We start from the raw sequence: 25801 nt of genomic DNA, 5'->3' as shown, positions 1-25801 counted from the left end.
TGGTTGCAAGTCCTTTTGTCGAGGAGTGTCGATGGCGCAGAATCCGGAACGACGTGCGGCGCTCGTGAACGCCGCGATCGAAGTGCTCGCGCGAGAGGGTGCGCGCGGCCTCACCTTCCGCGCAGTCGACATCGAGGCGAGCGTCCCCAAGGGGACGGCGTCCAACTACTTCGCCAGCCGCGACGACCTGTTCGACCAGGTCGGCAAGCAGATTCACGAGCGGATGGGCCCCGACCCCTCGGTCATCGCGGAAAGCGGTCGCAAGCCGCAGAATCTCGAGCTCGCGATCGAGTACATGCAGGGGCTGTTCGGCAGGATCACCCGCGACCGCACCGGCTATCTCGCGCTGCAGGAATTGCGACTCGAAGCGGTCCGGCGGCCCGAGTTGCGGACCACGCTGACGCGCACGATCTCCGAGAATCTGGAGCGCGACATCGGGTTTCACCTCGACTCGGGACTGCCCGGTGATCGCAGCACCGTGCTGATGCTCTACCTAGCGATGAACGCGCTCATCGTCGAGCACCTGACGCTGCCCGGCGTGCTCGAGGGGGTCGACACGGAGCGGCTCGTCGCCGATCTCGTGACGCGTGCCGTCGCTACGCCGGACGCCTGAGCGCGTAGTCGTCCACGTACTCCTGGCCCGACAGTGTCATGAGGGCGTGCATCAGCTCGTCCGTCGCGGCCCGGACGACGTGCCGGTTGTCGCGTAGCTCGGAGAATCGGGAGAAGTCGAGCGGTTCGCCGACGGTCACCGTCACCTTGCCGAACCGCCACATCCGCGATCCGACGGGGTTGACCTGCCGGGTGCCGTGCATGGCGACGGGCACGACCGGGGCGCCCGTTGCGAGCGCGACCCGGGCGATTCCGGTCTTGCCCTTGTGGAGTCGGCCGTCGGGCGACCGGGTGCCCTCGGGGTAGATTCCCCAGACCTTGCCGTCGCCCAGGATCTTTTTCGCGGTGTTCAGCGCGGATTCCGCCGCGGAGGCCCCGGACCGGTCGATCGGCACCTGGCCGGCCGCGGTGAAGAACCAGCGTTTTGCCCGGCCCTTCGCGCCGCCCTCGGTGAAGTACTCGCTCTTGGCCACGAACGTGATGCGCCTGCGCACCATCAGGACGAGGAAGAACGAGTCGACGACGGTGAGGTGGTTGCTCGCCAGGATCACCGGGCCCGACGCCGGAATGTGGTGCGTGCCGTCGATCGTGGGCCGCCCGAAGATCCGCAGCACCGGTCCGATCAGCACGTACTTGAAGATCCAGTACCACACGGTGAACTCCTGACTCGGGCGCCAAAGTGGAGTAGACATTGTCTACTACCGCAATGATAGACACTGTCTACATGAGTGGAGAAGCACAACCCCTGCGCGTGCGGCTGATCGACTGCGGCCGCGAATTGCTGGACGAGGGCGGCATCGACGCCGTCGGGCTGCGCGCCGTCGCCCGGCACGCGGGTGTCTCGCACGGCGCGCCGCGACGGTATTTTCCCACCCACAAGGCGCTGCTCGCCGCGATCGCCGCATCGGGATTCGCCGCGCTGTCCGATGAACTCCGGTCGGCGATCGCGTCCGAGGCCGATCCCCGCGCACGCGTGCGGCGGACGGCACGGCAGTACCTCTCCTTCGCCGACACCCACCGCACCTTGTTCGAATTGATGTTCCGGCACGACCTGCTCGAGGGGTCGGGAGAGGACCTGCGGCAACACTCGAAACCCCTGTTCGAGACGGTCGTCGCACTCGTCGCGGACGCAGGCGCCGCGGACCCGCATCTGGTCGCGTTGAACCTGTGGACCCAGCTGCACGGGGTGGCGACCCTCCGCGTCACCCGCAGCATCGACGTGATCGTCGGCGACTTCGACGTGGAAAGTTTCGTCGCGCAGCTGATCGACCTACATCTCAGGGCGTGGGCATGACGGCGCGCGGGAGGTCGGCCCGCAGCTCCACATCGGTGACGAAGTCCCCGTCACCGGGCTGGTAGCGACGCTGCGGATCGAAGTCCTCCACCCGGAAGCTGTCCAGCGTGGGAGAGTGCGTCGTGACGGCGAGCGTTCCGCCGTCGAGATCGAACTGCAGGAGTCGCTGGAACCCGGTCTCCCGGCGGCTGTCCACCGTGAAGTACTGGTAGTCGGCGAGCAACTCCACGACCTTCCGGTCCGTGTCGCCCACCTTCCGATCGGCGACCGTCGTCTGCCCGTCGACGTGTCCCGCGAGGACAAGGAACACCGTGTCGAAGGGAACGACGAGCCGGTTCCAGATCTGCTGTCCCGCACTGCTACCGATGTCGCCGAATCCGCTCATCCGCAGCGAGCCGTCCTCGTCCAGGTAGTAGTGGCTGCCGATCACCACATTGCGGTCCGGGTGGTCGGCGAGCACGTCCTCCGCCCACTGCAGCACGTGCTCGGGCGGGTTGTAGCCGATGTAGAGCATCAGGAACTTCGCGCCGGCGATGTCGAGCAGGTCGTAGTGCGCCGAATTGTCCGTGTCCGTGACGGATTCGCCCCAGTACGGCTGGTCGCGGTACCGCCACGGCCCGAAGAACTCGTTGTAGAGGGCGTGGTTCTTCTCGTGCTCGCCGGGAATGAGCCGTCCGCCGACGTTCCACAGGTTGTCGTGGTTGCCGGGCAGGACGCCGTAGGGAATGCCGGCCTCTTCGAGCGTCGCCATCGCCTTGTCCGCGACCTCGAACTCGGGCCGGGCGCGGGACTCGGGTGCTCCCGGACGAATCCAACTCTGGACGAGGTCGCCGGTGTGCATGGAATACGCGATCTTGCGTTCGGCGGCGTTCTCGGCGGTCCAGCGGGTCATGTCGAAGTACACCTGCGGCCGGTCCCGCGACACGTACTGGGTGTCGGTGATGTGCTGCAGCGCGAAGTCGTACGCGTTCGGGTCGGCGAACTGCTGATCGGCTGTCGCGTTGGCCTCGCGGAAACTCCGGTCCCGTCGCGGACCGTCGATGACGAGGATCTGCGCGGAGTCCTCGCCCTCGATCCGGGTGGTCAGAGTGACCGGAGCGCCCGGATCGGACGGTTGCGCCGTCGCGACCGGCTCACCCCAGCTCTCCTTCTCGTCGTCCCACACGTGCATCGCGAGGTCGTCGAGATTCACCGAACGCCCGTGCCAGGTCACGTCCGTGCCTGCGGACTCCGGGCCGAACCGGACCTCGTACCGCATGTACGGGTACTCGTCGAAGCGGTGGCTCGTGGCCGACATCCCGTCCGACTCCTCACCCGGAACCCGCTGTGAGGGAGCGGCCTCGCCGGTGGTCCCGGCGAACATGACCGCGGATGTGAGGGGCGCCGAGGTGACGAGGCCACGCGCCGGCAGCCCGGACGCGCCCCGGGGTTCGGGATCGGCCACCGCGACCACGTCACCGCCGAGCAGCACCGCGGCGAGTGACACCGCCGTCAGCGCGGCAATCCTGCCCGGCACGCTCATGACCCGAGGTTACAAGCGCGACCGGGCAGGCGCTCGGGTCAGGCCTTGCGGCCGAGGAAGGCCAGGACCCTGGTCTGCTCGTCGGCGTCCGCGGGGACGTTTACGGCGGGGCCGCACACCCCGGCCGTCCGGATGCTTTCGCCCAGCTGCTCCGCCACCCCACTCACCCAGGTGAGGTCATCGGCGGGGATGGTCTCGTCGAGGCCGGTGGCCCGGGCGAGGTCCCAGCCGTGGACCACCAGGTCGAAGCAGTAGAAGCTGTCGATGGTCTTGCCGAGGTCGGTGCGGCCGAAGTGCCCGTCGTACTCGCGACTCACGAGAGCCGGGTCGTTCAGGATCTCCTGCATGCCGTCGCGCGTGGCCGCCCACGCGGCAACCGGGTCTTCGTCGACGGACGGCGGCTCCGGCAGTTCCAGATCGACGACGGTGACGATGTAGCGCTGCGTGTCGATCACGTGCCGCACGACGTCGCGGGCCGTCCAGCCGTCACACGGGGACGCGTCGTCCCAGCGTTCGGCGGGCACGGATTCGACTCGCTTCGTGAACTTCGCGGCGAGGTCGCGGTAGTGGGCTGCGGGGGTTTCGGTTGTCGAGGTCATGCTGCCGATTCTTCCCCCGTCCGGGGCCCGAGGGCTTGAACATTTCCGACATCGACGACGGATTCCGTCCCGTGCCAGTCGGGGGCCTCACTGGCGAGGAGGTCGGACGGGGTGAGCGAGGAGATCCGCCGGCATTCCCGCGACAGGTGCGCCTGGTCGCTGTAGCCGACGGTGGCGGCGAGTTCGGCGAGTCCGGTCCGCGTCCCCGACTGCGCCAGCGCCATGAACCGTTGCAGCCGCAGGATTCCGCGGAGGGTCGCGGGCCCGTATCCGAACGCGTCGTTGCATCGCCGCTGCAGTTGCCGCTCCGTGACGGAGGCGGCGTCGGCGAGCGCGCCCACGTTCCACGAGTGCCGGGCGAGAGCCTGCCGGACGGTGCCGATCAGCGGGTCGGCCTCCGGTCCGCGGTTCCGCCACGCGCGCACGGCGTTCTCGAACAAGGCGATTCGTTCCGCGTAACCGGGCGCGTTGTCGAGCCGGTCGGTCAGTGTCCGTTCCCACGCGGACCCGAGCACGTCCCCGAGTCCGACGCGGATGTTGCGAACCTCGGCCGCCGACGTCCGCAGCAGATGCGAGGCGGCGCCGGGACGGAAACGGACGCCGACGGATTCGGTGCCCGGCGGCAGCGTGAACGACCACGCCGTGGTTTCGGGACCGCACACGCGGATTCCCACACCCCGGATCCACAGGAGGTCCATGCACGCGTCCGGCACCAGCAGATGCTCGCCCTGAATGCGCGCGGACCACCCGCACACCAGGGTGTCGGTGAGGTCGGGCGACGGTGAGGTCGGCGTGTACCAGCCCATGCACAGGAGCCTAATCACGGATACCGACACGTGCGGGCCGGTCAATCGCCCGAAGTGCCCGCACCGGCACGCAACTCGAGGTGAACTGTATGCACGGGTCCGCAGAGGTTCCCTGAAGGCCCGCCACTTCGCCGTCACAGAGAACGAGGACTCCATGAGACGAACATGGGCGCTGGCAGCGATCGCCGCCGTCAGCCTGACCTTCTCGAGTTGCGCCTACGACAGCACCGATTCCGGCGACACGGGCGGCAACGCCCCGGTGTCGGCGACGCCGACGTCCCCGCCCGCCGCGCCCGGAACACCGATCCTGAAGATGGGACCGACGACGCTCGGCGAGGTAATGGTCGACGACGGTGGCATGACGGTCTACGTGTACGACAAGGATGAGGTCGGCTCCGGCGCCAGTTCGTGCCGGGACACGTGCCTGCAGTCGTGGCCGCCGGTCACGTCCGTCACCGAGAACCCGACGGTCCAGGGGTTGCAGGAAGTCGTCATCGACACCATCCCGGCGGCGGACGGCACCCATCAGCTCACCGTGAACGGTCGCCCCGTGTACCGCTACAAGGACGACAACGAACCCGGGGACGCATACGGGCAGGCGGTCGGCAGCGTGTGGTGGACCCTCGACTCCGCCGGCAACCCGGTCACGACAACTGCGGGCGGCGAGTAGCGCGGTCGATCCTCAGATGGACGGTGACGGTCAGCGCTGTCGACAGCACGGCAGCGAACCACAGGGCGTCCAGCCCGATCCAATGGTGCGCGAGAGCGCCCGCCACCGCTCCCACCACCAGACCGGCCCACAACGCGAAATGTCGTAGCCACGCCCACCGCGGCCCGCCGAACAGTGCCCCGGCCAGCCGATGTCCCATCTTCACGAGGGCGCCCGTCATGTAGGTGAGACCGATGGTGACCTCGCCGTCGCGCTGGAAGAAGGAGTTCTCGGCGCCCATCGCGAGCAGCATCGCGCCGACGGCCACGGTGCTCGCGCCGACGGTCGCGGCCACCGCGCCGACGATCAGCAGTCCCGACACGACCGCGAGCACCGTCGTCCGGACGGGCAGGTGCCGACGATCGGACAGGTGCACGACCACGGCTCCCAGGGCACAGCCGAGGACGAACATGCCGATCACCGCGGCAGCCGTCGCCGCGTGCGCCCACGCGGCGTCCGCGAACCCGACACTGAACCGGGTGAGATTGCCGCTCATGAACGCGACGAAGAACCCGCCGAGCGTGATGAACCCCAGCGCGTCGACGTAGCCGGCCAGCGTGGACAGCGCCACCGCCAGCGCGAGCATCTGCCTGCTGTCGTCGATCGGCACACCACACATCAAACACCGCAGCCGACGACAGTGGCCCCCGATCCGGAGATCGGGGGCCACTGGGGCGTAGGTCAGGCGATCCGAACGCCTGGCTCAGGAGGTCCCGAGGGCGGGCGCCAGCGTGTTGGCCCAGGACTCGTGCAAGCGGTCCTGCCAGTAGTTCCACGTGTGGAGACCGTCATCGGTGATGTGGGTCTGCAGCTTGGCGCCTGCGCGCTGCGCCGCGGGCACGAAAACCTTGCTGCTCAGACCGGAGGCGGTCTCGAGGGGGACCGTCTGCGAGAACTTCACCGGGTCGAACGAGGCGCTGTCCGGGTCGACGGTCGGATCGCTGGCCGTCGAGCCTGCGCCCGACGAGATGTAGACGGACTTGCCGCGCAGCGCGCCGACGTTGAGCAGCGGGTCGTTGCGAAGCCACGCACCCGACGGCCAGAAGCCCCACATGTTCAGCGCGTTGCCACCCATCTGGGCGACGGACACCTGGATGCCCTGCGCGAAGCCGGGCGAACTGGCCGTCGGGTAACCGCTGTACGACGCGACCGCCTTGTAGAAGTCCGGGCGGTGAGTGGCCAGGTTCAACGCGGAGGTGCCGCTCATCGACAGACCCGCGACCGCGTTGTTCACCCCGTCGCTGCCGAACTGGGAAGCCATCACCGGGGGCAGCTCATTGGTCAGGAACGTCTCCCACTTGACACGGCCGAGCTTCGGGTCGTCGCGCTGCCAGTCGGAGTAGAAGGTGCCGCCGCCGCCGAACGGGATGACCACGTTGACGTGCTTGCCGGCGAAGAAACTCTCCACGTCGGTCTCGATCAGCCAGCCGTTGTTGTCGTCCGGTGCTCGCAGACCGTCGAGCAGGTACAGGGTCGGCGCGGGGCCGCCGCCCGCGGCCTTGAGCACCTTGACGGGAATGTCCTTGCCCATCGACGGTGAATACACCGAGATCAGGGCCGAGTCGGCGTGGGCGACGCCGGTTCCGGCCAATACGGACACGAGGCCCGATGCCAACACTGCGACCAAGCCCACGATCAGTGCGCGGGTGCGACGAATCGCCATACGAATGTCCTTTTATCTCGAATCGACACACAGCACAGCGAACGCTGCACCGCAGACGATAACAGGAAGATAACGGGTTGCGCCCGCTGTGGCCAGGACTTTCGGCTCCGGCAGCCGGTCGGTGGTCGCTCTGAGGACCAAAAAAGGAACCCCTGTGAACCGCTTCTCAGCAGTTCACAGGGGTTCCTGTGGCGGAGGATAGGGGATTTGAACCCCTGAGGGCGTTAACCCAACCCGCGTTCCAGGCGAGCGCCATAGGCCACTAGGCGAATCCTCCGTGGAGGAGCATACCCAACGACGGCGGCTCACCGTTAAACGACCAGGTAGCCGCCCGTTCTAGGCCCACTTCAGCTGGGTGAGGGCATGCTCGGTGAGGGGGACGGACCGGTCGCAGGACGTGTCCGGGTTCGCGGTGGCGTCGAGACCGAATTTCGTCTCGATCGACAGGGTGCCCGAATCGGTGGTGACCTCGAGGATGCACTGGTACTTGCTCTCGGCGAGCGCCCGTGCCTCGAATCCGCCGACGTCGATCGTGCGCAGCGGGTCGACCGGTTCCGGCGCGCTCGTAGTGGTGATCGTCACGGTGTTCAGTGCCTCGGGCTTGCCCCACGTGCAGGCGCGACGTTCGGGACTGTCGGTGGCAGTGCCCTCGCCCGCACCTGCCGTGAGAAGCGGTGCGAGCGTCGCATCGTCCGCGAGCGTGCACGGCTCGGCCGCGTCCCAGCTCACCGCGTCCGACGTGGCTGCGTCGTCGCTGCCTCCGCCGCACGCCGACAGTGCTGCCACGACGGCGGCGAGCGTCACCGCATGTGCTGTCCTTCTGAGTTTCATCCCGATCCTTTGCCGACGGTGGCCGAATGCGGGGCGACGGTAGCACTGGCCGAGGTCAGAGGTGCGGCGTCGGGCCCGGGCCGGGGTGGATCCCGACCACGGCTCGGGGCCGTCTACACTCTGTGGTGGATCCCGCGCGGCGCGCATCCTGTGAACTCCCCCAGGGCCGGAAGGCAGCAAGGGTCAACGGGCTCTGCCGGGTGCGCGGGGTCCCCTATCTTTCGCATACCCGACCCACGATGTCGGTGAGAGGCCGCTCCTGATGACCAACCAGACCCAGATCGGGTTGATGAGCCATGAGGAACTACTTTCGGAGCACGAGCGCCAGACTGCGAGTTACGCGCAGCTGAAGACGGAGAAGCTCACGCTCGACCTCACTCGCGGCAAGCCCTCGCCCGAGCAGCTGGATCTGTCGGCGGCGCTGCTGACACTGCCCGGTGACGGCGACTTCCGCGACGGCAACGGCACCGACACCCGCAACTACGGCGGGCTCACCGGTCTACCCGAGCTGCGCGCCATCTTCGGTGAACTGCTCGGCATCCCCGTCGAGAACCTGCTCGCCGGCAACAACGCCAGCCTCGAGATCATGCACGACAACGTCGTGTTCGCCCTGCTGCACGGCACCCCCGACTCCCCGCGCCCGTGGTCGCAGGAGGAGAAGGTCAAGTTCCTGTGCCCCGTACCCGGTTACGACCGCCACTTCGGGATCACCGAGACCTACGGCATCGAGATGATCCCGATCCCGATGCGCCCGGACGGCCCCGACGTCGGCGTCATCTCCGAGCTGGTGGCGAACGATCCGCAGATCAAGGGTTTGTGGGCCGTTCCCAACTACTCCAACCCCACGGGCGCGGTGTACTCGGAAGAGGTCACGCGGGCGTTGGCGTCGATGCCGACCGCCGCCCCCGACTTCCGGCTGTTCTGGGACAACGCCTACGCCGTCCACCCGCTGGTCGGCGAGACGGCGCCGTCGCTGGACGTCCTCGGGATGGCCGCGGAAGCGGGTAACCCGAACCGGCCGCTCGTGTTCGCGTCGACGTCGAAGATCACGTTCGCCGGTGCGGGCGTCAGCTTCTTCGGTTCCTCGACCGCGAACCTCGCCTGGTACCAGAAGTACCTCGGTAAGAAGAGCATCGGTCCCGACAAGCTGAACCAGCTGCGTCACCTGCGGTTCTTCGGTGACGCCGAGGGCGTGCGCGCCCACATGGAGAAGCACCGCGAGATCCTGGCGCCGAAGTTCGCGCTCGTCCTGAAGATCCTCGAGGATCGTCTCGGCGCGTCGAAGGTTGCGTCGTGGACGGAGCCGAAGGGCGGGTACTTCATCAGTCTGGACGTCGTCGAGGGCACTGCGAAGCGCGTCATCGCTCTGGCGAAGGACGCGGGGATCGCGCTCACCGCCGCCGGTTCGGCGTTCCCGTACGGCGTCGACCCCGAGGACAAGAACATTCGGCTCGCGCCGAGCTTCCCCTCGACGGAGGATCTGGACAAGTCGATGAACGGTGTCGCGACGTGCGTGCTGCTCGCGGCCACCGAATCACGCCTGGACCTGCCGAAGTCCTAGTAGACGACGTCCGGCCGCTCACCCTCGCCGGGTGAGCGGCCGGACGTGTCTCTACATCCTGGCGTACCGCGCCATCACGAAGCTGTACAGCCCGTACGCGGCGATGCCCAGTGCGGCGAGGACCAGGAGGAACTGTCCGAACGGCGCCGAGCCCAGGGTCTTCACCGCGCCGTCGATGCCGGTGGCCTTGGACGGGTCGGAGTTCAGGACCGCCACGATCACCAGCACTCCCGCACCCGCGATGACGAGGCCTTTGGCTACGTAGCCGACCACTCCCAGGGGCTCGACGAGCCTCGACGGGGTGCCCTTCAGATCGTCCAGGAAGTTCTTCGCCGCCCCCTTGTAGATGTGGTACCCGCCGATCGCGATGGCGACGAGGCCCACCACCACGAGGAGAGTCTTGCCTGCCCCGGACTCCATGAGGCGTGCACTCAGTCCGGCGTTCTGCTGGCCGCTCGATTTCCCGCCGCCACTCGCGAATTGGTAGGCCGAGAAGGCGAACGCGAAGTAGACGACGGCCAGGCCGAACGCCTTCGCGCGGTCCAGCAGGGACGTGTCGTCGCCGTCGGCTTCGGAATTCTCGGTGGCGTGGGGTCCGAGAACTGTTTCGGCGAGCCGCCACAGCGCCATGGCGATGAACGCGACCATCGCCACCCACAGCACGAGCCGGCCACCGGGTTTGGCGGCCAGCGCGCCGAGGGCCCCGGACTGATCGGCGTTGCCGCCGGTGCCGAACGCCAGCTGAACGATGATGTACGCGATCAGCAGGTGGACGAAACCGCTCATCACGTGGCCCGCGCGCGCGATCCGTTCGAAAGTGGTGCTGTCGGTTGCCTTGTCCACGGCGCGGCTCATCCCGCTGGCTCGATTCGTTTCGTTCTGGGCCATCGGGTGTCCTTCGGGGTCGTGCGAACGGACCGGAGTCCCTTGACCTAGAGGTACCCGGGATGGGCCGCGCCGACACGGGGTGAGCGCTATCGCACTGCGTTCGTGACCCGGTCGATCAGGTTGGACGCGCTGTAGTAGTCGAGGCGGAAGCTGTCCTTCCCGAGCCCGATCACCTGCTTCTTCTCCACGGACGGCGTCTCCCGCAACGTCGGATCCGCCAGGAACCTCTCGGCGTCCGCTGCTTCACCGATCACGATGAACGTGGTGTTGCCGGGCACCGCTCGCGGCAGGTTCTCCTGCCCGGCCGGCACGACGTCCTTGCGGCCGGCCATGATGCCCTTGTCGGAGGCGGTGAGGTCGGCGGGCAGCTCGGCGAGCGAGAATCCGAGGCGTTCCAGCAGGATGCCCTGCGCCGATTCGGCGGTGAAGATCCGCGACTCCTCCGGCGAGTTGTACGCGAGCACATTCACGGGGTTCGCCGCAGCGCCCTTGTCGCCCAGCGCCGACTTGGCGTCGTCGAGCTGCTGGTCGAACTTCGCGACGAGGGCGCCCGCCTGCTCCTCGGCCCCGATGGCCGCGGCGATCTGTCCGCTGAGGTCCTGCCACGACTTGTCGTCGTACCGCAGCACCACGACGGGTGCGATCTGCTTCAACGTGTCCACCCGGTCGAGTGCCGAGTCGCCGCCGGTGGAGGACACGAAGATGAGGTCCGGATCGGCGGCGGTGATCTTCTCGACGTTGGGTTCCCCCTGGTACAGCGTCTCGACGTCGCGCTCGGCGGCGATGTCGGCCCACTGCGTGAACAGACCGTTCTCGTCGGTCACGTCGCTCGGTCGCTGCGCGCCGGTGCCGATCAGCGGGGCGTCGAGGGCGAGCAGCGAGCCGGTGAGGGTGACGCTGGTGGACACGATCCGCTCGGGCTTCTGTTCGATGGTGACGCTGCCGGTCTCGTCGGTGACGGTGCGTGGCCAGCTCTGGTCGGACGCGGCGGTGGTGTCGGTGGTCGCGGCGTCGGAATCGGGATCGGACGAGCACGCGGCAGCGCCGATCCCGACGGCGAGGACAGCGACGGCTGCCAGTGAGCGACGAAGTTTCACGGTAAGGCTCTCTTTCGCACGGGTAAGGAAACTAATTTAGGCTAGCGTTACCTACATTCGAATGGGGAAGTGGATGCTGCAACGAGTGCCGGGACCCGAGCGTCGCGTCGTGCGCGCACGGTCGATCGACGACCTGACGCGCGACGACGTCCCCGCGTTCTGGGACCGTCTCGCCGCCGCGGGCAGTCCCGTGATCGAACCGGACGGGGCAGACCCCGGCTGCGTGGTCGCGACGTTCTGCTGGCGCGATCCGGAAGGCGACGAGCGCACGTCGCGCACGCGGCACGTCTACCTCGACGCCAACGGAATCACCGACCGCTCCCGCCTGGAACGTGCCGCGCTGTCGCGGCTACCCGGCACCGACCTCTGGTCCCTCTCGGTCGAGGTCCCCGAGAAGTGGCGGGGCGCTTACCGATTCATCCCCCGCGCGGAACCATTGACGGTTCCCGGCGACGTCCCGGGCTGCCAGTGGTGGCGGAGTGTGCTCGCCGACGCGCAGTCCGACCCGTTCAACCCACACCCGACGCGGGTGGCGCACACCGGCGACAGCTCCGAGGCGGTGATGCCGGCGGCGCCCGCGCAGCGCTGGTGGACGGACCGGCCCGGCGGCGGCGCGCTCCACGAGACGACGTTCACGCTGTCGGGCACGCGACGGTCGGTGTGGGTCTACGAACCGCCCGGGCTCACTGCTCGGAATCGACCGGTCGTGGTGTTGCTGGACGGCCGGACATGGGCGGTCGACCTGCCGATCACGGGTGCCGTCGACGCGCTCGGACATGCCGGGCACCGGGTTCCGCTCGTCGTGATGGTCGACAGTGTCGGACCCGAACTGCGATCCGAGGAGCTCGGCTGCAATCCCGCATTCGCTGCCGGTCTCGCCGGCGAACTGCTTCCCTGGTTACGGAGGAAATGGGACGTCACCGACGACCCGGCGTCGACGATCGCAGCCGGCTGCAGCCTGGGCGGACTGACCGCCTGCTACCTCGCGCTGACGTGCCCGCAGGTGTTCGGGTGTGCCGTCAGCCTCTCCGGATCGTTCTGGTGGCCAGGCTCGGGAGAGGGCATCCCGTTCCAGGACCGCGTGCGCAGCACGTCACCGTCGAACAGCCGATTCAGCGTGGAGGTCGGGACACTCGAATGGATGCTCGCCGAACCCAACCGCGAGGTGCGCGACCTGTTGACCGGGACCGGCCACGACGTGCGGTATCGCGAGTTCTGCGGAGGCCACGACGTCCTGCACTGGCGCGACGGTCTCCTCGGCGGAATGGCGGCGATGCTCGGCCCTACCCGGCAGTAATGCAGTGATGTGGATAACTCTGTGAATAAACCGCGCGTCGAGGTGAAGGGCGCACCGGCCCGATCGTGGGATGGCAGGATCGAACCATGGCACGCACGCTGAATCTGGTAGGGGATCCGGACGCCGACGCACTCCTGGCGAGTGACCCGCTGGCGTTGCTCATCGGGATGTTGCTCGATCAGCAGGTTCCGATGGAGACGGCGTTCGCGGGTCCGAAGAAGCTGGACGACCGGCTCGGCGGCCTCGAGGTGCACCGCATCGCGGAGATGGATCCGGAAGGGTTCGCGGCCGTCTGCTCGCAGACACCGGCGGTCCACCGGTTTCCCGGATCGATGGCCACTCGCATCCAGTCGCTGTGCGGATTCCTCGTCGAGAACTACGACGGCAGCGTCGAGGCGTTGTGGACCAGCGGCGACCCCGACGGCAGAGAGGTCTTGAAGCGGCTGAAGGCGCTGCCGGGCTACGGCGACCAGAAGGCCCGCATCTTCCTGGCGCTGCTAGGCAAGCAGATCGGTGTGGAGCCGAAGGGCTGGCGTGAGGCCGCAGGCGACTACGGCACCGAGGGGTCCCGGCGTTCGATCGCGGACGTCGTGGACGACAAGAGCCTTCACGAGGTCCGCGAGTTCAAGAAGGCCGCGAAGGCCGAGGCGAAGAAGGCTGCGGCAGCGAAGAAGAAGTAGCCGCGGCTACTCGGAATCGGGCGGGTTCTGGTTCCGTTCGGCGTCCAGGTGCCGCCGGCGTTCGGCCTCGTGCATCCACGGGAAGACGCTGTTTCCCTGGCCGCCGCCGTGGGGTCCGTGCCCGAGCACACCGTGCTCGTACGCCGATTCGGCGTGCAACGCGAGGTCGATGCCGGACGACTCGTCCTCCGCGCTCACCCGGAACCCGAAGATCCGGTCGATCAGTTTGCCCAGCGCGTACGTCACGCCGAACGCGTACAGGGCGACGACCACGACGGCCAGCATCTGCTTGCCGAGTTGCGCGAACCCGCCCCCGTAGAAGAGGCCTTCCGGCCCGCCGGTCATGACCTCGGTGGCCAGCAGGCCGATCAGGATGGTGCCCACGATGCCGCCCATCAGGTGGACTCCCACGACGTCGAGCGAGTCGTCGTACCCGAGACGGAACTTCCAGCCGACGGCGAACGAGCAGACCACACCGGCCACCGCACCGACGACGAGCGCCCCGACCATGCTCACGGTGCCGCAGGACGGGGTGATCGCGACCAGGCCCGCGACGACGCCGGACGCCGCACCGAACGTGGTGGGGTGGCCGTCCCGCTTCTGCTCGACGAGGAGCCAGCCGAGCAGACCGGTGCACCCGGCGACGAGAGTGTTCAGGAAGATCGCGGCGGCGGTGCCGTCGGCGGCGAGCGCGGAGCCGGCGTTGAAACCGAACCAGCCGAACCAGAGCAGGCCGACGCCCAGCAGCACCAGCGGCAGGTTGTGGGGGCGCATCGACTCGGACCGGAAACCGAGGCGCGGACCCAGGACCAGCGCCAACGCCAGGCCCGACGCGCCGGACACGATCTCGACGACCAGTCCGCCCGCGTAGTCGAGGGCGCCGAACTGCGCGATCCAGCCCTGCGGGTTCCACACCCAGTGCGCGACGGGTGCGTAGACGACGAGGGCCCAGACGGGAACGAAGATCATCCAGGCCGAGAACTTGGCCCGATCGGCGATCGCACCGCTGATCAGTGCGGCGGTGATGATCGCGAACGTCAGCTGGAACGTCGCGAACAGGATCTCGGGGACCTGCCCGTGGACGGTGGTGGGGTCGATGCCCACCATCCCCAGGTGCTCCAGCCCGCCGATCAGTCCGCCGCCGATGTCGTCGCCGAAGATGAGGGAATAGCCGGCCACCAGCCACGCGACCGTGACGAGCGCGATCGACACGAAGCTCATCATGATCATGTTCAGTACGCCGGTGGAACGGACCATTCCGCCGTAGAACAGGGCGAGCCCCGGCGTCATCAGAAGGACCAGCGCGGTACTGATCAGAAGCCAGGCGGTTGCTCCGGCGTCGATTGCAGGCACGACATTCTCCTCACACACCGGGACGAAACCCGGCGCGGAAAGTCACGATGACCGCGAGCGGTTTCGACCGTGATGCCGCTGCGTTGCGAACGTGTTACGCAATGCGGTCACGTTCGGATTTCTGCCTGTGAGTAGCGCCCCGAGCGGGTGCCGAGCGGGCGCTTCGACCACCCGGACCGGACTGTCGGGGACCGCCGGTAGTCTTTCCGCGTGGCCCTGTACCGGAAGTACCGACCCGCATCCTTCGCCGAGGTGGTGGGGCAGGAGCACGTCACCGAACCACTGAGCACCGCTCTCGACGCCGGACGGATCAACCACGCGTATCTGTTCTCCGGTCCCCGCGGCTGTGGCAAGACGTCGTCTGCCCGCATCCTGGCCCGATCGCTGAACTGCGTCGAGGGCCCGACCTCGACGCCGTGCGGCCAGTGCTCCTCGTGTGTGGCGCTCGGCCCCGGCGGATCGGGCAACCTCGACGTCACCGAACTCGACGCGGCCAGCCACGGTGGCGTCGACGACACCCGTGAGCTGCGTGACCGCGCGTTCTACGCGCCCGCCGAGTCGCGGTACCGGGTGTTCATCGTGGACGAGGCCCACATGGTCACCACGGCCGGTTTCAACGCGCTCCTCAAGATCGTCGAGGAGCCGCCGGAACACCTCATCTTCATCTTCGCCACCACCGAACCCGAAAAGGTGCTGCCGACCATCCGTTCGCGCACCCATCACTACCCGTTCCGGTTGCTCGCGCCGACCACGATGCGCGGGCTGCTGGAGAAGATCTGCCACCAGGAGAGCGTGCCGGTCGCCGACCCGGTGTATCCGCTGGTCATCCGCGCGGGCGGCGGTTCGCCGCGTGACTCGCTGAGCATCCTCGATCAGCTGCTCGCCGGAGCGGGCGACGAGGGCGTCACCTACCCACGCGCGCTCGCGCTGCTCGGCGTCACGGACGTCGCATTGATCGACGACGCCGTGGACGCGCTGGCCACCGGCGACGGTGCAGCGCTGTTCGGGACGGTCGACCGCGTGATGGACGCCGGGCACGATCCGCGCCGGTTCGCCGTCGACCTGCTCGAGCGCATGCGCGACCTCATCCTGATGCAGGCGGTGCCCGACGCCGCCGAACGTGGCCTGGTCGACGCGCCCGGCGACGTGCTCGAGCACATGCGCGCCCAGGTCCAGCGAATCGGTCCCGCCACGCTCACCCGCTACGCCGAGGTGATGCACGCAGGGCTCGGTGAGATGCGCGGCGCCACCGCCCCCCGCCTGCTGCTCGAAGTGATGTGCGCCCGGATGCTGCTGCCCGCGGCGTCCGATGCGGAGTCCGCTGTGCTGCAGCGACTCGAACGCGTCGAACGCGGACTTCCGCCCGCCGGGTCCGCGCCGGCCGTCGACGCGGCCGAGCGGCCCGCGGCGGCTCCTGCACGTGCGCCGCAACCGCCAGCCGAGCCGGAAGCGGAACCGAAGTTCCAGCGACCGTCGATGCGCCAGGCCGCGGCTGACACCGTGCCCCCGCCGCCCGAGCCGGAACCCGAACCGATGCCGCGGCCGGTTCCCGAGCCCGCACCGACACCCGTTCCCGAACCGGAGCCGCAGCCCGAACCGACGCCTGTTCCGGAGCCGACGCCGCAGCCCGTTCCCGAGCCGACGCCTGTTCCGGAGCCCGAGCCGACCCCTGTTCCCGCGCCGGAGCCCGAGCCGGCCCCTGTTCCCGCGCCGGAGCCCGAGCCGGCCCCTGTTCCCGCGCCGGAGCCCGAGCCGACTCCCGTACCGGAACCGACGCCTGTTCCGGAGCCGACTCCCGAGCCGGAGCCGCCGCTCGCCCCCGAGGTGGAGACGGAACCCGTCGCATCGGCCGGTCCCGATGTTGCTGCGCTGCGAGAGGCCTGGAATTCGCTGCGCGAGAAGGTGAGTCAGCGGAACAAGATCCTGCCTGCCATGTTGTCGGCGGCGACGGTGCACGACGTTCAAGGCACCCGACTGATTCTGGCGCACCCCGTCCCCAACCTGGGCGCTCGCATCGCGTCACCGCACAACGCTCAGGTGATCACCGAGGTGCTTGCCGAAATGTTCGGCGGCACCTGGGAAGTGGAGTATCAGGCCGGTGCTCCGACGGCCCCGCCCCCACCGGTCGCGAAAGCCGCTGCAGCGTCGACGAAGCCGGCAGGCGCCCCGCGGTTCTCCCGGCCCAGCCAGGAGAAGACCGCACAGCGCCCGCCGCAGCAGCAGTCCGACACGCGGCGCTCCGATGCGGGTCCGGGTGCGGGCCAGGCACGTCCGTCGTCCGAGCCGGACGACGACATTCCGCCGCCGGAGGCACCCGACTACCCGGACGATCCCGGGCCGATCGACTACGAGGCCTCGGCGACGACACCGCCCGTCTCCACACCCGAGGACGAGGAAGAGATGTTCGCGGAGGCGGCGGAACCCGCCGACCCCGCGACTCGCCGCGACCCGGAAGACGTGGCGTTCGAACTGCTCAAGGACATGCTCGGGGCCAAGAAGCTCGAGGGCTGACCCGAAGGGGCCGGCGCCGCCGGTCCCACCACATCGGGACATCCGCCCCTGGTGCCCGGGACGCCGGGTGTCCGATTCTCGTCCCATGAACACAGTGAACGTTCCAGACGGCGTGCAGAACGTGGTCCCGGCGACCGCGCGGCCGCGAAGTGCCCGGTGGTGGGCCTACATCGGGGTCGTCGCCGGCGTGGCCGGAATCGTCGGCATCCAGGCGAGCATGTCGATCGACGCGGTCTACGCGGAGGCGTCGGCCGGCGACGCGGTCGCCATCATGAACGGCCTCGCCGGACAGCGCACCGGGATCCTCGTCATGCACGTGTCGATCATGACGGCGGCGCTGCTGATCCTCGTCTTCGCGGCCGGTCTTTCCCAGCGACTGCGAGCTGCGTTGCCCGCCGAGAGCATCCTGCCGTCGGTCGCGGCGTTCGGTCTGGTCCTGACGTCATCGGCGTGCCTGCTGGGAACCGGGCTGACCACCGAGTTGGTGTTCGGGTTCGGTGACACAGACCAGCTGGTGCCGGAGTTCGCGGTGGTCGGCGGCCACTGGATGGGCACCATCCCGTGGTTGTGGGTGGGTGCGGGGGTCAGCGCGCTGGCGGTGGCCGTCGCACTGCTTCGCGGACAGGCGGGCCCGCGGTGGATCGGCTGGGTCAGCCTGGTCCTGGGCCTGGTGACGGCCGTCATCGGAGTCTCGCCGCTGCAGTACCTCGCCGGGTTCACCGGACCGCTGTGGGTGCTGGTGAGCGCGATCGGTTTCGCTTTCGCCGACACCGTGCGCGAGTAGAGGAGATACTCGTTCGCATCATGGTGAAGCAGAAGGACACTCGAATGACCGAGGGGTCGGCAGGTACGGGCGGTGCGCCCGTCCCTGCTGCTGTCATGGCGGTGTCCGCGTGGATTCTGGTCGTCCTGTCCGTGGTGGCGTTCGTCCGGGCCGATCCGGGCATCGATTCGAACCAGCTGTTCTTCCTGGTGGACGTCGTCGGGGCAGCGGTCTACGGGACCGTGGCCGGCGTCGTCCTCGCGCGGCGGGTGCACCCGGTGCCGATCATGATGGGGCTCACCGCGATCGGTGTGGGTCTCGCCGCGCTGAGCTACAGCTGTTCGCAACTCGCGCTCGTGCGTCCGGGGTTGCCGTGGGTCGACGTGCTGTCGCCGCTGCAGAACACGGCGTGGATTCCCGGGACGCTCAGCCTGTTCCTGATCGTGCCGTGGCTGATCCGCGACCATCCGCTCGGTGTCGGCGCGAAACTCGGCGTCCTCGCGGGCACCGCGGCGACGGCCTGGTACTTCTGGTCCCGCACGTTCACCGGGATCCCCGCCGTGTGGGTGATCGTGCCCGTCCTCGTGGTCGGCTTCGCGGCGGCAGCGGACTGCGGGTGGCGGTGGCGGCACGGCCCACCCGACGAGCGCGTCGGGCTCGGATGGATGTGCCTCGGCACGGCGCTGATGACGGCCGCGTACATACCGTTGGCGCTGCCCGCGTCGCTGCCGGGACTGTGGGTGCTCAACCCGTTGGTGCACTTGGCTGTTCAGGCGTTCTATCCGGTCGCGATCCTGGTGTGCATCCTGCGCCAGCGCATGTGGGGGCTGAATCTGGCTGTCAGCCGCGCGACGGTGGCCGGCACCCTGACCGTCCTGCTGCTGGTGCTCTACGTGGTGGTGGCCACGGTCGTGACAGCGCTGCTGCCCGAGGGCGATTCGGTGGGGGCGCAGGTGGTCGCGGCGGGTGTCGTCGCCGTCGCGGTGCAGCCGGTCCGGTTGTGGCTGCAGCGGAGGGTGCATCGTCTGGTCTACGGCGAGGGCGAGGATCCGGCGCGAGCCGTCCGGACGCTCGGCCGGCAGTTCGGCAGTGCCGAGACCCCGGAACAACTCCTGGAGGGACTGGCTGCAGGCGTGGGCGTCGCGTTGCGGCTCGAGTCCGTGTCCGTGCGGCGCACCAGCGGGGTTGCCGCGGTGTGGGGTTCGGCGACGGGCCACGCCGAGTCGGTGGAGTTGGTCCACCGCGGTGCGGTGCTGGGGACGATGGTCGTGACGGCGCCGCCGGGGGAGTCGCTGGGGGCGCGCACCCGCCGGTCGCTCACCGAGCTGTCGGCAGTGGTGACGGCCGGTCTCGTCGTGCTGCAATCGGCGGAGAACCTGCAGGAGGCGCGACGCCGGCTGGCGTCCGTGCGACTGGAGGAGCGGCAGATGATTCGCCGCGAACTGCACGACGGGCTCGGTCCGTCGCTCGCGGGTATCCGACTCGGCCTGCAGGGCGCCCGGAACCTGCTCGGCTCGGATCCGGCCGCCGCCGCGGAACTCATCGACGCGCTGCAGGAGCAACTCGACCATCAGGTGGAGGGGGTCCGGCAGCTGTCGCGCAGCATGTTCCCGCCGGTGCTCGACGAGCTCGGATTGGTCCCGGCGCTACACGAACTGGCAGCCAACCAGTCTCGCAGCGGCTTCCAGCTGCGGGTGCAAGCCGATTCGCCGCCGAGGCTGGGGGCCGAGATCAGCGCCGCGGCGTACGGGATCGTCGTCGAGGCCGTCACCAACGCGCGCAGGCACAGCGGCGCCGACGGCTGCCGCGTCGACGCCACGTTCGCGCGGGAGATGCTGACGGTCGTCATCCACGACGACGGGTGCGGGTTCGATCCGGCTGGGGGCGGCGGCGTCGGAACCCGGTCGATGCGGGAGCGTGCCCACGAACTCGGCGGCACGCTCCACATCGAATCCGGCCGTCCGACAGGCACGGTGGTCACGGCCCGGTTACCGTTGACCGCATCATGAGCGCAGGCACCACGAATTCCACCACCTCGTCCATCCGGGTCGCCGTCGTCGACGATCACCCGGTGTTCCGGCTGGGCATGGTCGCGTTGCTGTCGACCCTGGACGGCATGGAGGTGGCCGCGCAGGCCAGCTCCGTCGCCGAGGCGCTCGACGTCGTCGACGGGGACGTCGACGTGGTGCTGATGGACCTCGAACTCGGGGACGGCTCGGGGGTGGACGCCACCCGGCGGCTCGTCGAGCGGCATCCCGCACTGCGGGTGCTCGTGGTGACCATGCACGAGGACGACGAATCACTGGTCGCGTCGGTGCGCGCCGGGGCTCGCGGCTATCTGGTGAAGGGGGCCGATCCGGGGGAGGTCGAACGGGCGGTCCGGGCGGTCGCCAACGGTGAGGCGATCCTCGGCGCCGCGGTGGCGGCCCGTGCGATGAGCTTCATGGCCGCCTCACGCAGGGTGGGTCCCACGGTGTTTCCCGAGCTGACCGACCGGGAGCGTGAGGTCCTCGACCTCGTCGCCCGCGGCTACGACAACGCGAGCATTTCGCGGCGACTCGTGCTGAGCCCCAAGACGGTACGCAATCACGTGTCGAACGTGCTGGCCAAACTCGGTGTGCCCGACCGTCCCACCGCGATCGTCCGGGCACGGGACGCGGGTCTCGGTCTCGACGCCTGACCGCGCGGAGTCACACCGCCGCGGCAGTTTCAGGAGTGCGTCGCGCCGCACCCCGTGGGTGAGCGAGCCGGGACGCAGAATCGCATCCAGCCGGTGCTCGGCGAACATCCGGTGGTAGTGGTGCTGCGAACTGCGGGTGGGCGTCATTACAGCACGAAAAGGCGGGCCGGGCAGCGCGCCGATCGGCCGGGCGTGATCGCCTGGGTCACGATCCAGGATCGCTTCGGTCCTTCCTTCCGTTTTGCAACACGTTCTAAGGTGGACGTGCCGGGGTATGCCCCGTGCAGAGCGCCGTGTGCACGGTCGGCGTCGACGCAGATAAGGAAGGAACACTCCACAGTGACCACAGAGGCATTCATTTATGAAGCCATCCGCACCCCGCGTGGCCGCGGAAAGAAGACCGGTTCGCTGCACTCGGTCAAGCCGATCGCGCTGGTCACCGGCCTGATCGACGAGCTCCGCGCCCGCTTTCCCGACCTTGACGAGGATCGCATCTCGGACCTGATCCTCGGCGTCGTCACCCCCGTCGGCGACCAGGGCATGGACATCGCCCGCGTCGCGGTCAACGACGCCGGACTGCCCGACACCGTCGGCGGCGTCCAGCTGAACCGGTTCTGCGCGTCCGGCCTCGAGGCCGTCAACACCGCCGCGCAGAAGGTGCGCTCCGGCTGGGACGAACTGGTCATCGCCGGCGGCGTCGAGTCGATGTCCCGCGTGCCGATGGGCTCCGACGGTGGACCGTGGGCGCTCGACCCGGCCACCAACTACGACAACTACTTCGTTCCCCAGGGCGTGGGCGCCGACCTGATCGCCACCATCGAGGGCTTCTCCCGCGAGGACGTCGACGCGTACGCCGTCCGCTCGCAGGACCTCGCCGCGAAGGCGTGGACCGGCGGCTACTTCGCCAAGTCCGTCGTCCCGGTCAAGGACATCAACGGCCTCACCGTCCTCGACCAGGACGAGCACATGCGTCCCGGCACCACACTCGCGAACCTCGCGGGCCTCAACCCGTCGTTCGCCGGTGTCGGCGAGATGGGCGGCTTCGACGCCGTCGCGCTGCAGAAGTACCACTGGGTCGAGAAGATCAACCACGTCCACCACGGCGGCAACAGCTCCGGCATCGTCGACGGCGCCGCACTGGTCCTCGTCGGATCCGAGCAGGCGGGCAAGGACATGAGCCTGACCCCCCGCGCCCGCGTCGTCGCGACGGCCACCAGCGGTGCCGACTCCACGATCATGCTCACCGGCCCGACCCCGGCCTCGAAGAAGGTCCTCGCCGCCGCCGGTCTGACCGTCGACGACATCGACCTGTTCGAGATCAACGAGGCGTTCGCGTCCGTCGTGCTCAAGTTCCAGAAGGACCTGAACATCCCGGACGAGAAGCTCAACGTCAACGGCGGTGCCATCGCGATGGGTCACCCGCTCGGAGCCACCGGCGCCATGATCACCGGCACCATGATCGACGAGCTCGAGCGTCGTAACGCGCGCTACGCCCTCATCACCTTGTGCATCGGCGGCGGTATGGGCGTCGCCACCATCATCGAGCGCGTCTGACCGCCCGGACCATCAGGAGACTTGAAGCAGTGAGCGAGCAGAACATCATCAACTGGGAGCAGGACGCCGACGGCATCGTCGTGCTCACCATCGACGATCCCAACCAGGGCGCGAACACCATGAACGACGCCTGCATCTCCTCGATGAAGGCGACCGTCGACCGCCTCGTCGACGAGAAGGACTCCATCACCGGTGTCGTCATCACGTCCGGTAAGAAGACGTTCTTCGCCGGCGGCGACCTGAAGAACATGATCAAGGTCGGTCCGGAGAACGCCGACGAGATCTACAGCCACAGCGTCGCGATCAAGTCGGACCTGCGCCGCCTCGAGACGCTCGGCAAGCCCGTCGTCGCCGCCATCAACGGTGCCGCACTCGGTGGCGGACTCGAGATCGCCCTGGCCACGCATCACCGCGTCGCCGCGGACGTGAAGGGCGTCAAGATCGGCCTGCCCGAGGTCACCCTCGGCCTGCTGCCCGGCGGCGGTGGCGTCGTGCGCACCGTCCGCATGCTCGGCCTGCAGAACGCGCTCATGCAGGTGCTGCTCCAGGGCCAGCAGCGTGGACCGGTGCAGGCCAAGGAGGTCGGACTCGTCGACGAGGTCGTGTCCTCGGTCGAGGAGCTCGTGCCCGCCGCGAAGGCGTGGATCAAGGCCAACCCCGAGGGCGGCGTCCAGCCGTGGGACAAGAAGGGCTACCGGATCCCCGGCGGCACCCCGTCCACCCCGGCGTTCGCAGCCAACCTGCCCGCGTTCCCCGCGAACCTGCGCAAGCAGCTCAAGGGCGCTCCCATGCCGGCACCGCGCGCCATCATGGCCGCCGCCGTCGAGGGTTCGCAGGTCGACATCGACAACGCGCTCCTCATCGAGGCCCGCTACTTCACGTCGCTGGTCACCGGCCAGGTCGCGAAGAACATGATCCAGGCATTCTTCTTCGACCTGCAGGCCATCAACTCCGGCGCCTCCCGCCCCGAGGGCATCGAGAAGACCCCGATCACCAAGGTCGGTGTGCTCGGTGCCGGAATGATGGGCGCGGGCATCGCCTACGTGTCCGCGAAGGCCGGTTTCGACGTCGTCCTCAAGGACGTCACCATCGAGGCCGCCAACAAGGGCAAGGCGTACTCCGAGGGCATCGAGGCCAAGGCACTCTCGCGCGGCAAGACCACCGAGGAGAAGTCGAAGACGCTGCTCGACCGCATCACGCCGACCGCCGACCCCACCGACTTCGCCGGTGTCGACTTCGTCATCGAGGCCGTGTTCGAGTCGCAGGACCTGAAGCACAAGGTGTTCCAGGAGATCGAGGACATCGTCGACCCGAAGGCCCTGCTCGGCTCGAACACGTCGACCCTGCCGATCACCGGCCTGGCGACGGGCGTGAAGCGCCAAGAGGACTTCATCGGAATCCACTTCTTCTCCCCCGTCGACAAGATGCCGCTCGTCGAGATCATCCGCGGCGAGAAGACGTCCGATGAAGCCCTCGCGCGCGTCTTCGACTACGTGCAGGCCATCCGCAAGACGCCGATCGTCGTCAACGACTCGCGTGGCTTCTTCACCTCGCGCGTCATCGGCACGTTCATCAACGAGGCCATCGCCATGCTGGCGGAGGGCATCGAGCCCGCCACCATCGAGCAGGCAGGCATGCAGGCCGGCTACCCGGCGGCACCACTGCAGCTGTCCGACGAGCTGAACCTCACGCTCATGCAGAAGATCCGCAAGGAGTCCGCGGACGCGCTGCTCGCCGAGGGCAAGGAACTGCCAGCCGACCCGGCGGGCGACGTCATCAACACACTCGTGGAGAAGTTCGACCGCAAGGGCAAACTCGGCGGCGCCGGCTTCTACGACTACGCCGACGGCAAGCGCACCGGCCTGTGGTCCGGTCTCCGGGAGAACTTCGGTTCCAAGGAACTCGAGGTCCCGTTCCAGGACCTCATCGAGCGCATGCTGTTCATCGAGGCCATCGAGACGCAGAAGTGCTTCGACGAAGGCGTGCTCCTCACCACCGCCGACGCCAACATCGGCTCCATCATGGGTATCGGCTTCCCCGCCTGGACCGGCGGTGTGTCGCAGTACATCCAGGGCTACGAAGGCGGCCAGGCGGGCTTCGTCGAGCGCGCCGAGGAACTCGCCGCCAAGTACGGTGAGCGCTTCACCCCGCCGGCGTCGCTGAAATAGGCGGCTCCGCCGCCCGTGCGCCTTTTTGGTAGCTGCAACAACCAAAAAGGCGCACGGGGCGGGTTATCCACAACTTCGCGGTTATCCACAGGCATCGTGGATAACCGCGTTTTTGTCGGCATCGGAGTCGGATGCGCATCGGACGATGCGCCGTATGACCGACATCGATCTCCACGACTTTCAGCGCCTAGTCGACACCCAGTTCGGGATCGTCACGCAGTCCCAACTCGAGCCGTTCGGCTTCTCCCGGGGGAGGGTTCGTCATCTCCTGGACTCGGGGCAGTGGCGCCGTGTCCTCCAAGGCGTCTATGCCGTCACCAACGGCCCGTTGACCCGGGACATGATCCTGTCCGCCGCTCTCCTCTACGGCGGCGGCCATTCGATGCTCAGCCACATCACCGCCGCGGAGGAATGGGGGATGGTCCCTCGCCGCGACGGCGAGCCGATCCACATCACGGTGCCCTACGGGAAGTCGTCGCGGTGCCAGAGTGAGACGGGCATGCGTCCGTCGCGTAAGCCGGGTAATCCGATCGCTCTGTCCTCACCGCTGCATCCCGGTGTCGTGGTGCACAGGTCGAGGGCCCACGATTACATTGCCGTCGACACGGATCCGCCTCGCACGACGCGAGCCGACACTGCACTCGACCTCGCGATCGCCGAGCCCACGGCACGGGACGCCTACACCCGGCTCATCGCTCTCGTGACCAGTGCCCGGATCCCACTGCGCGACATCCGGCGACGCATGGAGGAGCGACGACCGCGTCGTTACGGCAAGGCGCTTGTGGATGCGGTGCGACTGCTCGCCGACGGCGTCCAGTCGGTGCTCGAATACCGCTACGCGATCGATGTCGAGGACGCGCACGGGCTTCCCCGGGCTCGGCGGCAGTCGCCGGTGGTCGTGGACGGGCGCACCCTGTTCGAGGACTGCGACTACACCGATCACGGTGTGCCGCTCATCGTGCGACTCGACGGTCGCCGCGCGCATGCCATGGCGGAGGTCGCGTTCCGGGACCGTCGACGTGATAACGCCGCGGAACTGCAGGGGCGTCCGCGACTCGTCTAAGGGTTCGACGAGGTGACGAAGAACCCCTGCGTGGTGGCCGGCGAAGTGGAGACCGTGCTGGTGAGGGAGGGGTGGATCAGGCCCGGCGAAAACCCCTGCCGGGCCTGTGCGCCTTTCTGGTTGTCCTAGCTACCAAAAAGGCGCACGGGC

General features: G+C 68.4%; 22 protein-coding genes, 1 tRNA gene, 1 other RNA gene and 1 pseudogene. 14 read left to right on the top strand and 11 right to left on the bottom strand.

Annotated elements, in window-relative coordinates; all coding sequences use genetic code 11:
• Positions 1-31: 31 nt before the first annotated feature.
• Entirely contained in the window at positions 32-613 is a 582-nt protein-coding gene (locus ACFVJ3_RS03545) for a TetR/AcrR family transcriptional regulator (protein WP_378450740.1), read from the top strand.
• Here ACFVJ3_RS03545 and ACFVJ3_RS03540 read toward each other — a convergent pair.
• Positions 597-1265 (bottom strand): lysophospholipid acyltransferase family protein, encoded by a 669-nt coding sequence (locus ACFVJ3_RS03540; protein WP_378450870.1) that lies wholly within the window; start codon positions 1263-1265, stop codon positions 597-599. The genes ACFVJ3_RS03545 and ACFVJ3_RS03540 overlap by 17 nt on opposite strands.
• A gap of 53 nt (positions 1266-1318) precedes the next feature.
• On the opposite strand from ACFVJ3_RS03540, the gene ACFVJ3_RS03535 reads away from it, so the two are divergent.
• Positions 1319-1906, top strand: coding sequence for a TetR/AcrR family transcriptional regulator (locus ACFVJ3_RS03535; protein ID WP_378450739.1), 588 nt, complete (start codon positions 1319-1321; stop codon positions 1904-1906).
• On the opposite strand, the gene ACFVJ3_RS03530 is transcribed toward ACFVJ3_RS03535, so the two are convergent.
• The 3 genes from ACFVJ3_RS03530 to ACFVJ3_RS03520 are packed head-to-tail and all read right to left on the bottom strand — an operon-like array spanning position 1890 to position 4833.
• On the bottom strand, positions 1890-3428 hold the full coding sequence (locus ACFVJ3_RS03530) for a metallophosphoesterase (protein WP_378450738.1): 1539 nt from the start codon (positions 3426-3428) through the stop codon (positions 1890-1892). The genes ACFVJ3_RS03535 and ACFVJ3_RS03530 overlap by 17 nt on opposite strands.
• Positions 3429-3466: 38 nt before the next feature.
• Positions 3467-4027, bottom strand: coding sequence for a TIGR03086 family metal-binding protein (locus tag ACFVJ3_RS03525; protein WP_378450737.1), 561 nt, complete (start codon positions 4025-4027; stop codon positions 3467-3469).
• The gene (locus ACFVJ3_RS03520) at positions 4024-4833 is read right to left on the bottom strand and encodes a helix-turn-helix domain-containing protein (protein WP_378450736.1); all 810 of its coding nucleotides are present in this window, start codon (positions 4831-4833) and stop codon (positions 4024-4026) included. The genes ACFVJ3_RS03525 and ACFVJ3_RS03520 overlap by 4 nt, the downstream gene beginning before the upstream one ends.
• 154 nt (positions 4834-4987) lie before the next feature.
• Here ACFVJ3_RS03520 and ACFVJ3_RS03515 point away from each other — a divergent pair, with 154 nt between their 5' ends.
• Positions 4988-5503, top strand: coding sequence for a hypothetical protein (locus ACFVJ3_RS03515; protein WP_378450735.1), 516 nt, complete (start codon positions 4988-4990; stop codon positions 5501-5503).
• On the opposite strand, the gene ACFVJ3_RS03510 is transcribed toward ACFVJ3_RS03515, so the two are convergent.
• The 4 genes from ACFVJ3_RS03510 to ACFVJ3_RS03495 all read right to left on the bottom strand — a co-directional run bounded on the left by ACFVJ3_RS03510 (position 5478) and on the right by ACFVJ3_RS03495 (position 8036).
• A complete protein-coding gene (locus ACFVJ3_RS03510; protein ID WP_378450734.1) occupies positions 5478-6161 on the bottom strand; it encodes a YoaK family protein in 684 nt (227 codons plus the stop codon). The genes ACFVJ3_RS03515 and ACFVJ3_RS03510 overlap by 26 nt on opposite strands.
• Positions 6162-6245: 84 nt before the next feature.
• Entirely contained in the window at positions 6246-7205 is a 960-nt protein-coding gene (locus ACFVJ3_RS03505) for an alpha/beta hydrolase (protein WP_378450733.1), read from the bottom strand.
• A gap of 189 nt (positions 7206-7394) precedes the next feature.
• Positions 7395-7482 (bottom strand) — tRNA-Ser (locus ACFVJ3_RS03500).
• A 59-nt stretch (positions 7483-7541) separates the two neighbouring features.
• Positions 7542-8036: a DUF3558 family protein gene (locus ACFVJ3_RS03495; protein WP_378450732.1), complete on the bottom strand. Its 495-nt coding sequence runs from the start codon at positions 8034-8036 to the stop codon at positions 7542-7544.
• Positions 8037-8160: 124 nt separating this feature from the next.
• Between ACFVJ3_RS03495 and ffs the strand changes: the two genes are divergently transcribed.
• Together ffs and ACFVJ3_RS03485 are read left to right on the top strand one after the other, a co-directional pair.
• An RNA gene (gene ffs, locus ACFVJ3_RS03490) (signal recognition particle sRNA small type) lies at positions 8161-8255 on the top strand.
• Positions 8256-8298: 43 nt separating this feature from the next.
• Positions 8299-9597, top strand: coding sequence for an aminotransferase class I/II-fold pyridoxal phosphate-dependent enzyme (locus ACFVJ3_RS03485; RefSeq protein ID WP_378450731.1), 1299 nt, complete (start codon positions 8299-8301; stop codon positions 9595-9597).
• 51 nt (positions 9598-9648) lie between these two features.
• Here ACFVJ3_RS03485 and ACFVJ3_RS03480 read toward each other — a convergent pair whose 3' ends face one another.
• On the bottom strand, positions 9649-10485 hold the full coding sequence (locus ACFVJ3_RS03480; RefSeq protein ID WP_378450730.1) for a DUF1206 domain-containing protein: 837 nt from the start codon (positions 10483-10485) through the stop codon (positions 9649-9651).
• A gap of 86 nt (positions 10486-10571) precedes the next feature.
• Positions 10572-11582, bottom strand: coding sequence for a Fe2+-enterobactin ABC transporter substrate-binding protein (fepB, locus tag ACFVJ3_RS03475; protein ID WP_378450729.1), 1011 nt, complete (start codon positions 11580-11582; stop codon positions 10572-10574).
• A 73-nt stretch (positions 11583-11655) separates the two neighbouring features.
• On the opposite strand from fepB, the gene fes reads away from it, so the two are divergent.
• Entirely contained in the window at positions 11656-12879 is a 1224-nt protein-coding gene (fes, locus tag ACFVJ3_RS03470) for an enterochelin esterase (RefSeq protein WP_378450728.1), read from the top strand.
• 86 nt (positions 12880-12965) lie between these two features.
• Positions 12966-13559 (top strand): HhH-GPD-type base excision DNA repair protein, encoded by a 594-nt coding sequence (locus ACFVJ3_RS03465; RefSeq protein WP_378450727.1) that lies wholly within the window; start codon positions 12966-12968, stop codon positions 13557-13559.
• A 6-nt stretch (positions 13560-13565) separates the two neighbouring features.
• Here ACFVJ3_RS03465 and ACFVJ3_RS03460 read toward each other — a convergent pair whose 3' ends face one another.
• Positions 13566-14912 carry an ammonium transporter gene (locus ACFVJ3_RS03460; RefSeq protein ID WP_378450726.1) on the bottom strand — a complete coding sequence of 449 codons (1347 nt, stop codon included), beginning with the start codon at positions 14910-14912 and terminating at the stop codon, positions 13566-13568.
• A gap of 210 nt (positions 14913-15122) precedes the next feature.
• Between ACFVJ3_RS03460 and ACFVJ3_RS03455 the strand changes: the two genes are divergently transcribed.
• The 7 genes and pseudogenes from ACFVJ3_RS03455 (at position 15123) to ACFVJ3_RS03425 (ending at position 25780) form a co-directional block, all read left to right on the top strand.
• Positions 15123-17423, top strand: coding sequence for a DNA polymerase III subunit gamma and tau (locus ACFVJ3_RS03455; protein ID WP_378450725.1), 2301 nt, complete (start codon positions 15123-15125; stop codon positions 17421-17423).
• An 85-nt stretch (positions 17424-17508) separates the two neighbouring features.
• Positions 17509-18207, top strand: coding sequence for a hypothetical protein (locus ACFVJ3_RS03450; protein WP_378450724.1), 699 nt, complete (start codon positions 17509-17511; stop codon positions 18205-18207).
• 44 nt (positions 18208-18251) lie between these two features.
• Positions 18252-20195, top strand: coding sequence for a sensor histidine kinase (locus ACFVJ3_RS03445; RefSeq protein ID WP_378450723.1), 1944 nt, complete (start codon positions 18252-18254; stop codon positions 20193-20195).
• The gene (locus ACFVJ3_RS03440; protein WP_378450722.1) at positions 20192-20866 is read left to right on the top strand and encodes a response regulator; all 675 of its coding nucleotides are present in this window, start codon (positions 20192-20194) and stop codon (positions 20864-20866) included. Before ACFVJ3_RS03445 ends, ACFVJ3_RS03440 begins: the two co-directional genes overlap by 4 nt.
• A 339-nt stretch (positions 20867-21205) precedes the next feature.
• On the top strand, positions 21206-22420 hold the full coding sequence (locus ACFVJ3_RS03435; RefSeq protein WP_378450721.1) for an acetyl-CoA C-acetyltransferase: 1215 nt from the start codon (positions 21206-21208) through the stop codon (positions 22418-22420).
• Positions 22421-22449: 29 nt separating this feature from the next.
• Positions 22450-24588 carry a 3-hydroxyacyl-CoA dehydrogenase NAD-binding domain-containing protein gene (locus ACFVJ3_RS03430; protein WP_378450720.1) on the top strand — a complete coding sequence of 713 codons (2139 nt, stop codon included), beginning with the start codon at positions 22450-22452 and terminating at the stop codon, positions 24586-24588.
• Positions 24589-24742: 154 nt separating this feature from the next.
• Positions 24743-25780 (top strand): annotated as a pseudogene (locus ACFVJ3_RS03425) (type IV toxin-antitoxin system AbiEi family antitoxin domain-containing protein).
• The last annotated feature ends 21 nt before the right edge of the window (positions 25781-25801 follow it).

Origin of the sequence: Rhodococcus sp. NPDC127593, from assembly GCF_042671975.1 — a bacterium.
Classification (GTDB): Bacteria; Actinomycetota; Actinomycetes; order Mycobacteriales; family Mycobacteriaceae; genus Rhodococcus_F.
This window is presented reverse-complemented; position numbering and strand designations above follow the sequence as displayed.

What these genes read in the sequence shown, in the direction of transcription:
- ACFVJ3_RS03485 (WP_378450731.1), top strand. Translation starts at nt 8,299, where the DNA reads ATGACCAACCAGACCCAGATCGGGTTGATGAGCCATGAGGAACTACTT.
- ACFVJ3_RS03510 (WP_378450734.1), bottom strand. Translation starts at nt 6,161, where the DNA reads ATGTGTGGTGTGCCGATCGACGACAGCAGGCAGATGCTCGCGCTGGCG.
- ACFVJ3_RS03495 (WP_378450732.1), bottom strand. Translation starts at nt 8,036, where the DNA reads ATGAAACTCAGAAGGACAGCACATGCGGTGACGCTCGCCGCCGTCGTG.
- ACFVJ3_RS03515 (WP_378450735.1), top strand. Translation starts at nt 4,988, where the DNA reads ATGAGACGAACATGGGCGCTGGCAGCGATCGCCGCCGTCAGCCTGACC.
- ACFVJ3_RS03545 (WP_378450740.1), top strand. Translation starts at nt 32, where the DNA reads ATGGCGCAGAATCCGGAACGACGTGCGGCGCTCGTGAACGCCGCGATC.
- ACFVJ3_RS03440 (WP_378450722.1), top strand. Translation starts at nt 20,192, where the DNA reads ATGAGCGCAGGCACCACGAATTCCACCACCTCGTCCATCCGGGTCGCC.
- ACFVJ3_RS03535 (WP_378450739.1), top strand. Translation starts at nt 1,319, where the DNA reads ATGATAGACACTGTCTACATGAGTGGAGAAGCACAACCCCTGCGCGTG.
- ACFVJ3_RS03445 (WP_378450723.1), top strand. Translation starts at nt 18,252, where the DNA reads ATGACCGAGGGGTCGGCAGGTACGGGCGGTGCGCCCGTCCCTGCTGCT.
- ACFVJ3_RS03520 (WP_378450736.1), bottom strand. Translation starts at nt 4,833, where the DNA reads ATGGGCTGGTACACGCCGACCTCACCGTCGCCCGACCTCACCGACACC.
- fes (WP_378450728.1), top strand. Translation starts at nt 11,656, where the DNA reads ATGCTGCAACGAGTGCCGGGACCCGAGCGTCGCGTCGTGCGCGCACGG.
- ACFVJ3_RS03530 (WP_378450738.1), bottom strand. Translation starts at nt 3,428, where the DNA reads ATGAGCGTGCCGGGCAGGATTGCCGCGCTGACGGCGGTGTCACTCGCC.
- ACFVJ3_RS03450 (WP_378450724.1), top strand. Translation starts at nt 17,509, where the DNA reads ATGAACACAGTGAACGTTCCAGACGGCGTGCAGAACGTGGTCCCGGCG.
- ACFVJ3_RS03465 (WP_378450727.1), top strand. Translation starts at nt 12,966, where the DNA reads ATGGCACGCACGCTGAATCTGGTAGGGGATCCGGACGCCGACGCACTC.
- ACFVJ3_RS03480 (WP_378450730.1), bottom strand. Translation starts at nt 10,485, where the DNA reads ATGGCCCAGAACGAAACGAATCGAGCCAGCGGGATGAGCCGCGCCGTG.
- ACFVJ3_RS03525 (WP_378450737.1), bottom strand. Translation starts at nt 4,027, where the DNA reads ATGACCTCGACAACCGAAACCCCCGCAGCCCACTACCGCGACCTCGCC.
- ACFVJ3_RS03505 (WP_378450733.1), bottom strand. Translation starts at nt 7,205, where the DNA reads ATGGCGATTCGTCGCACCCGCGCACTGATCGTGGGCTTGGTCGCAGTG.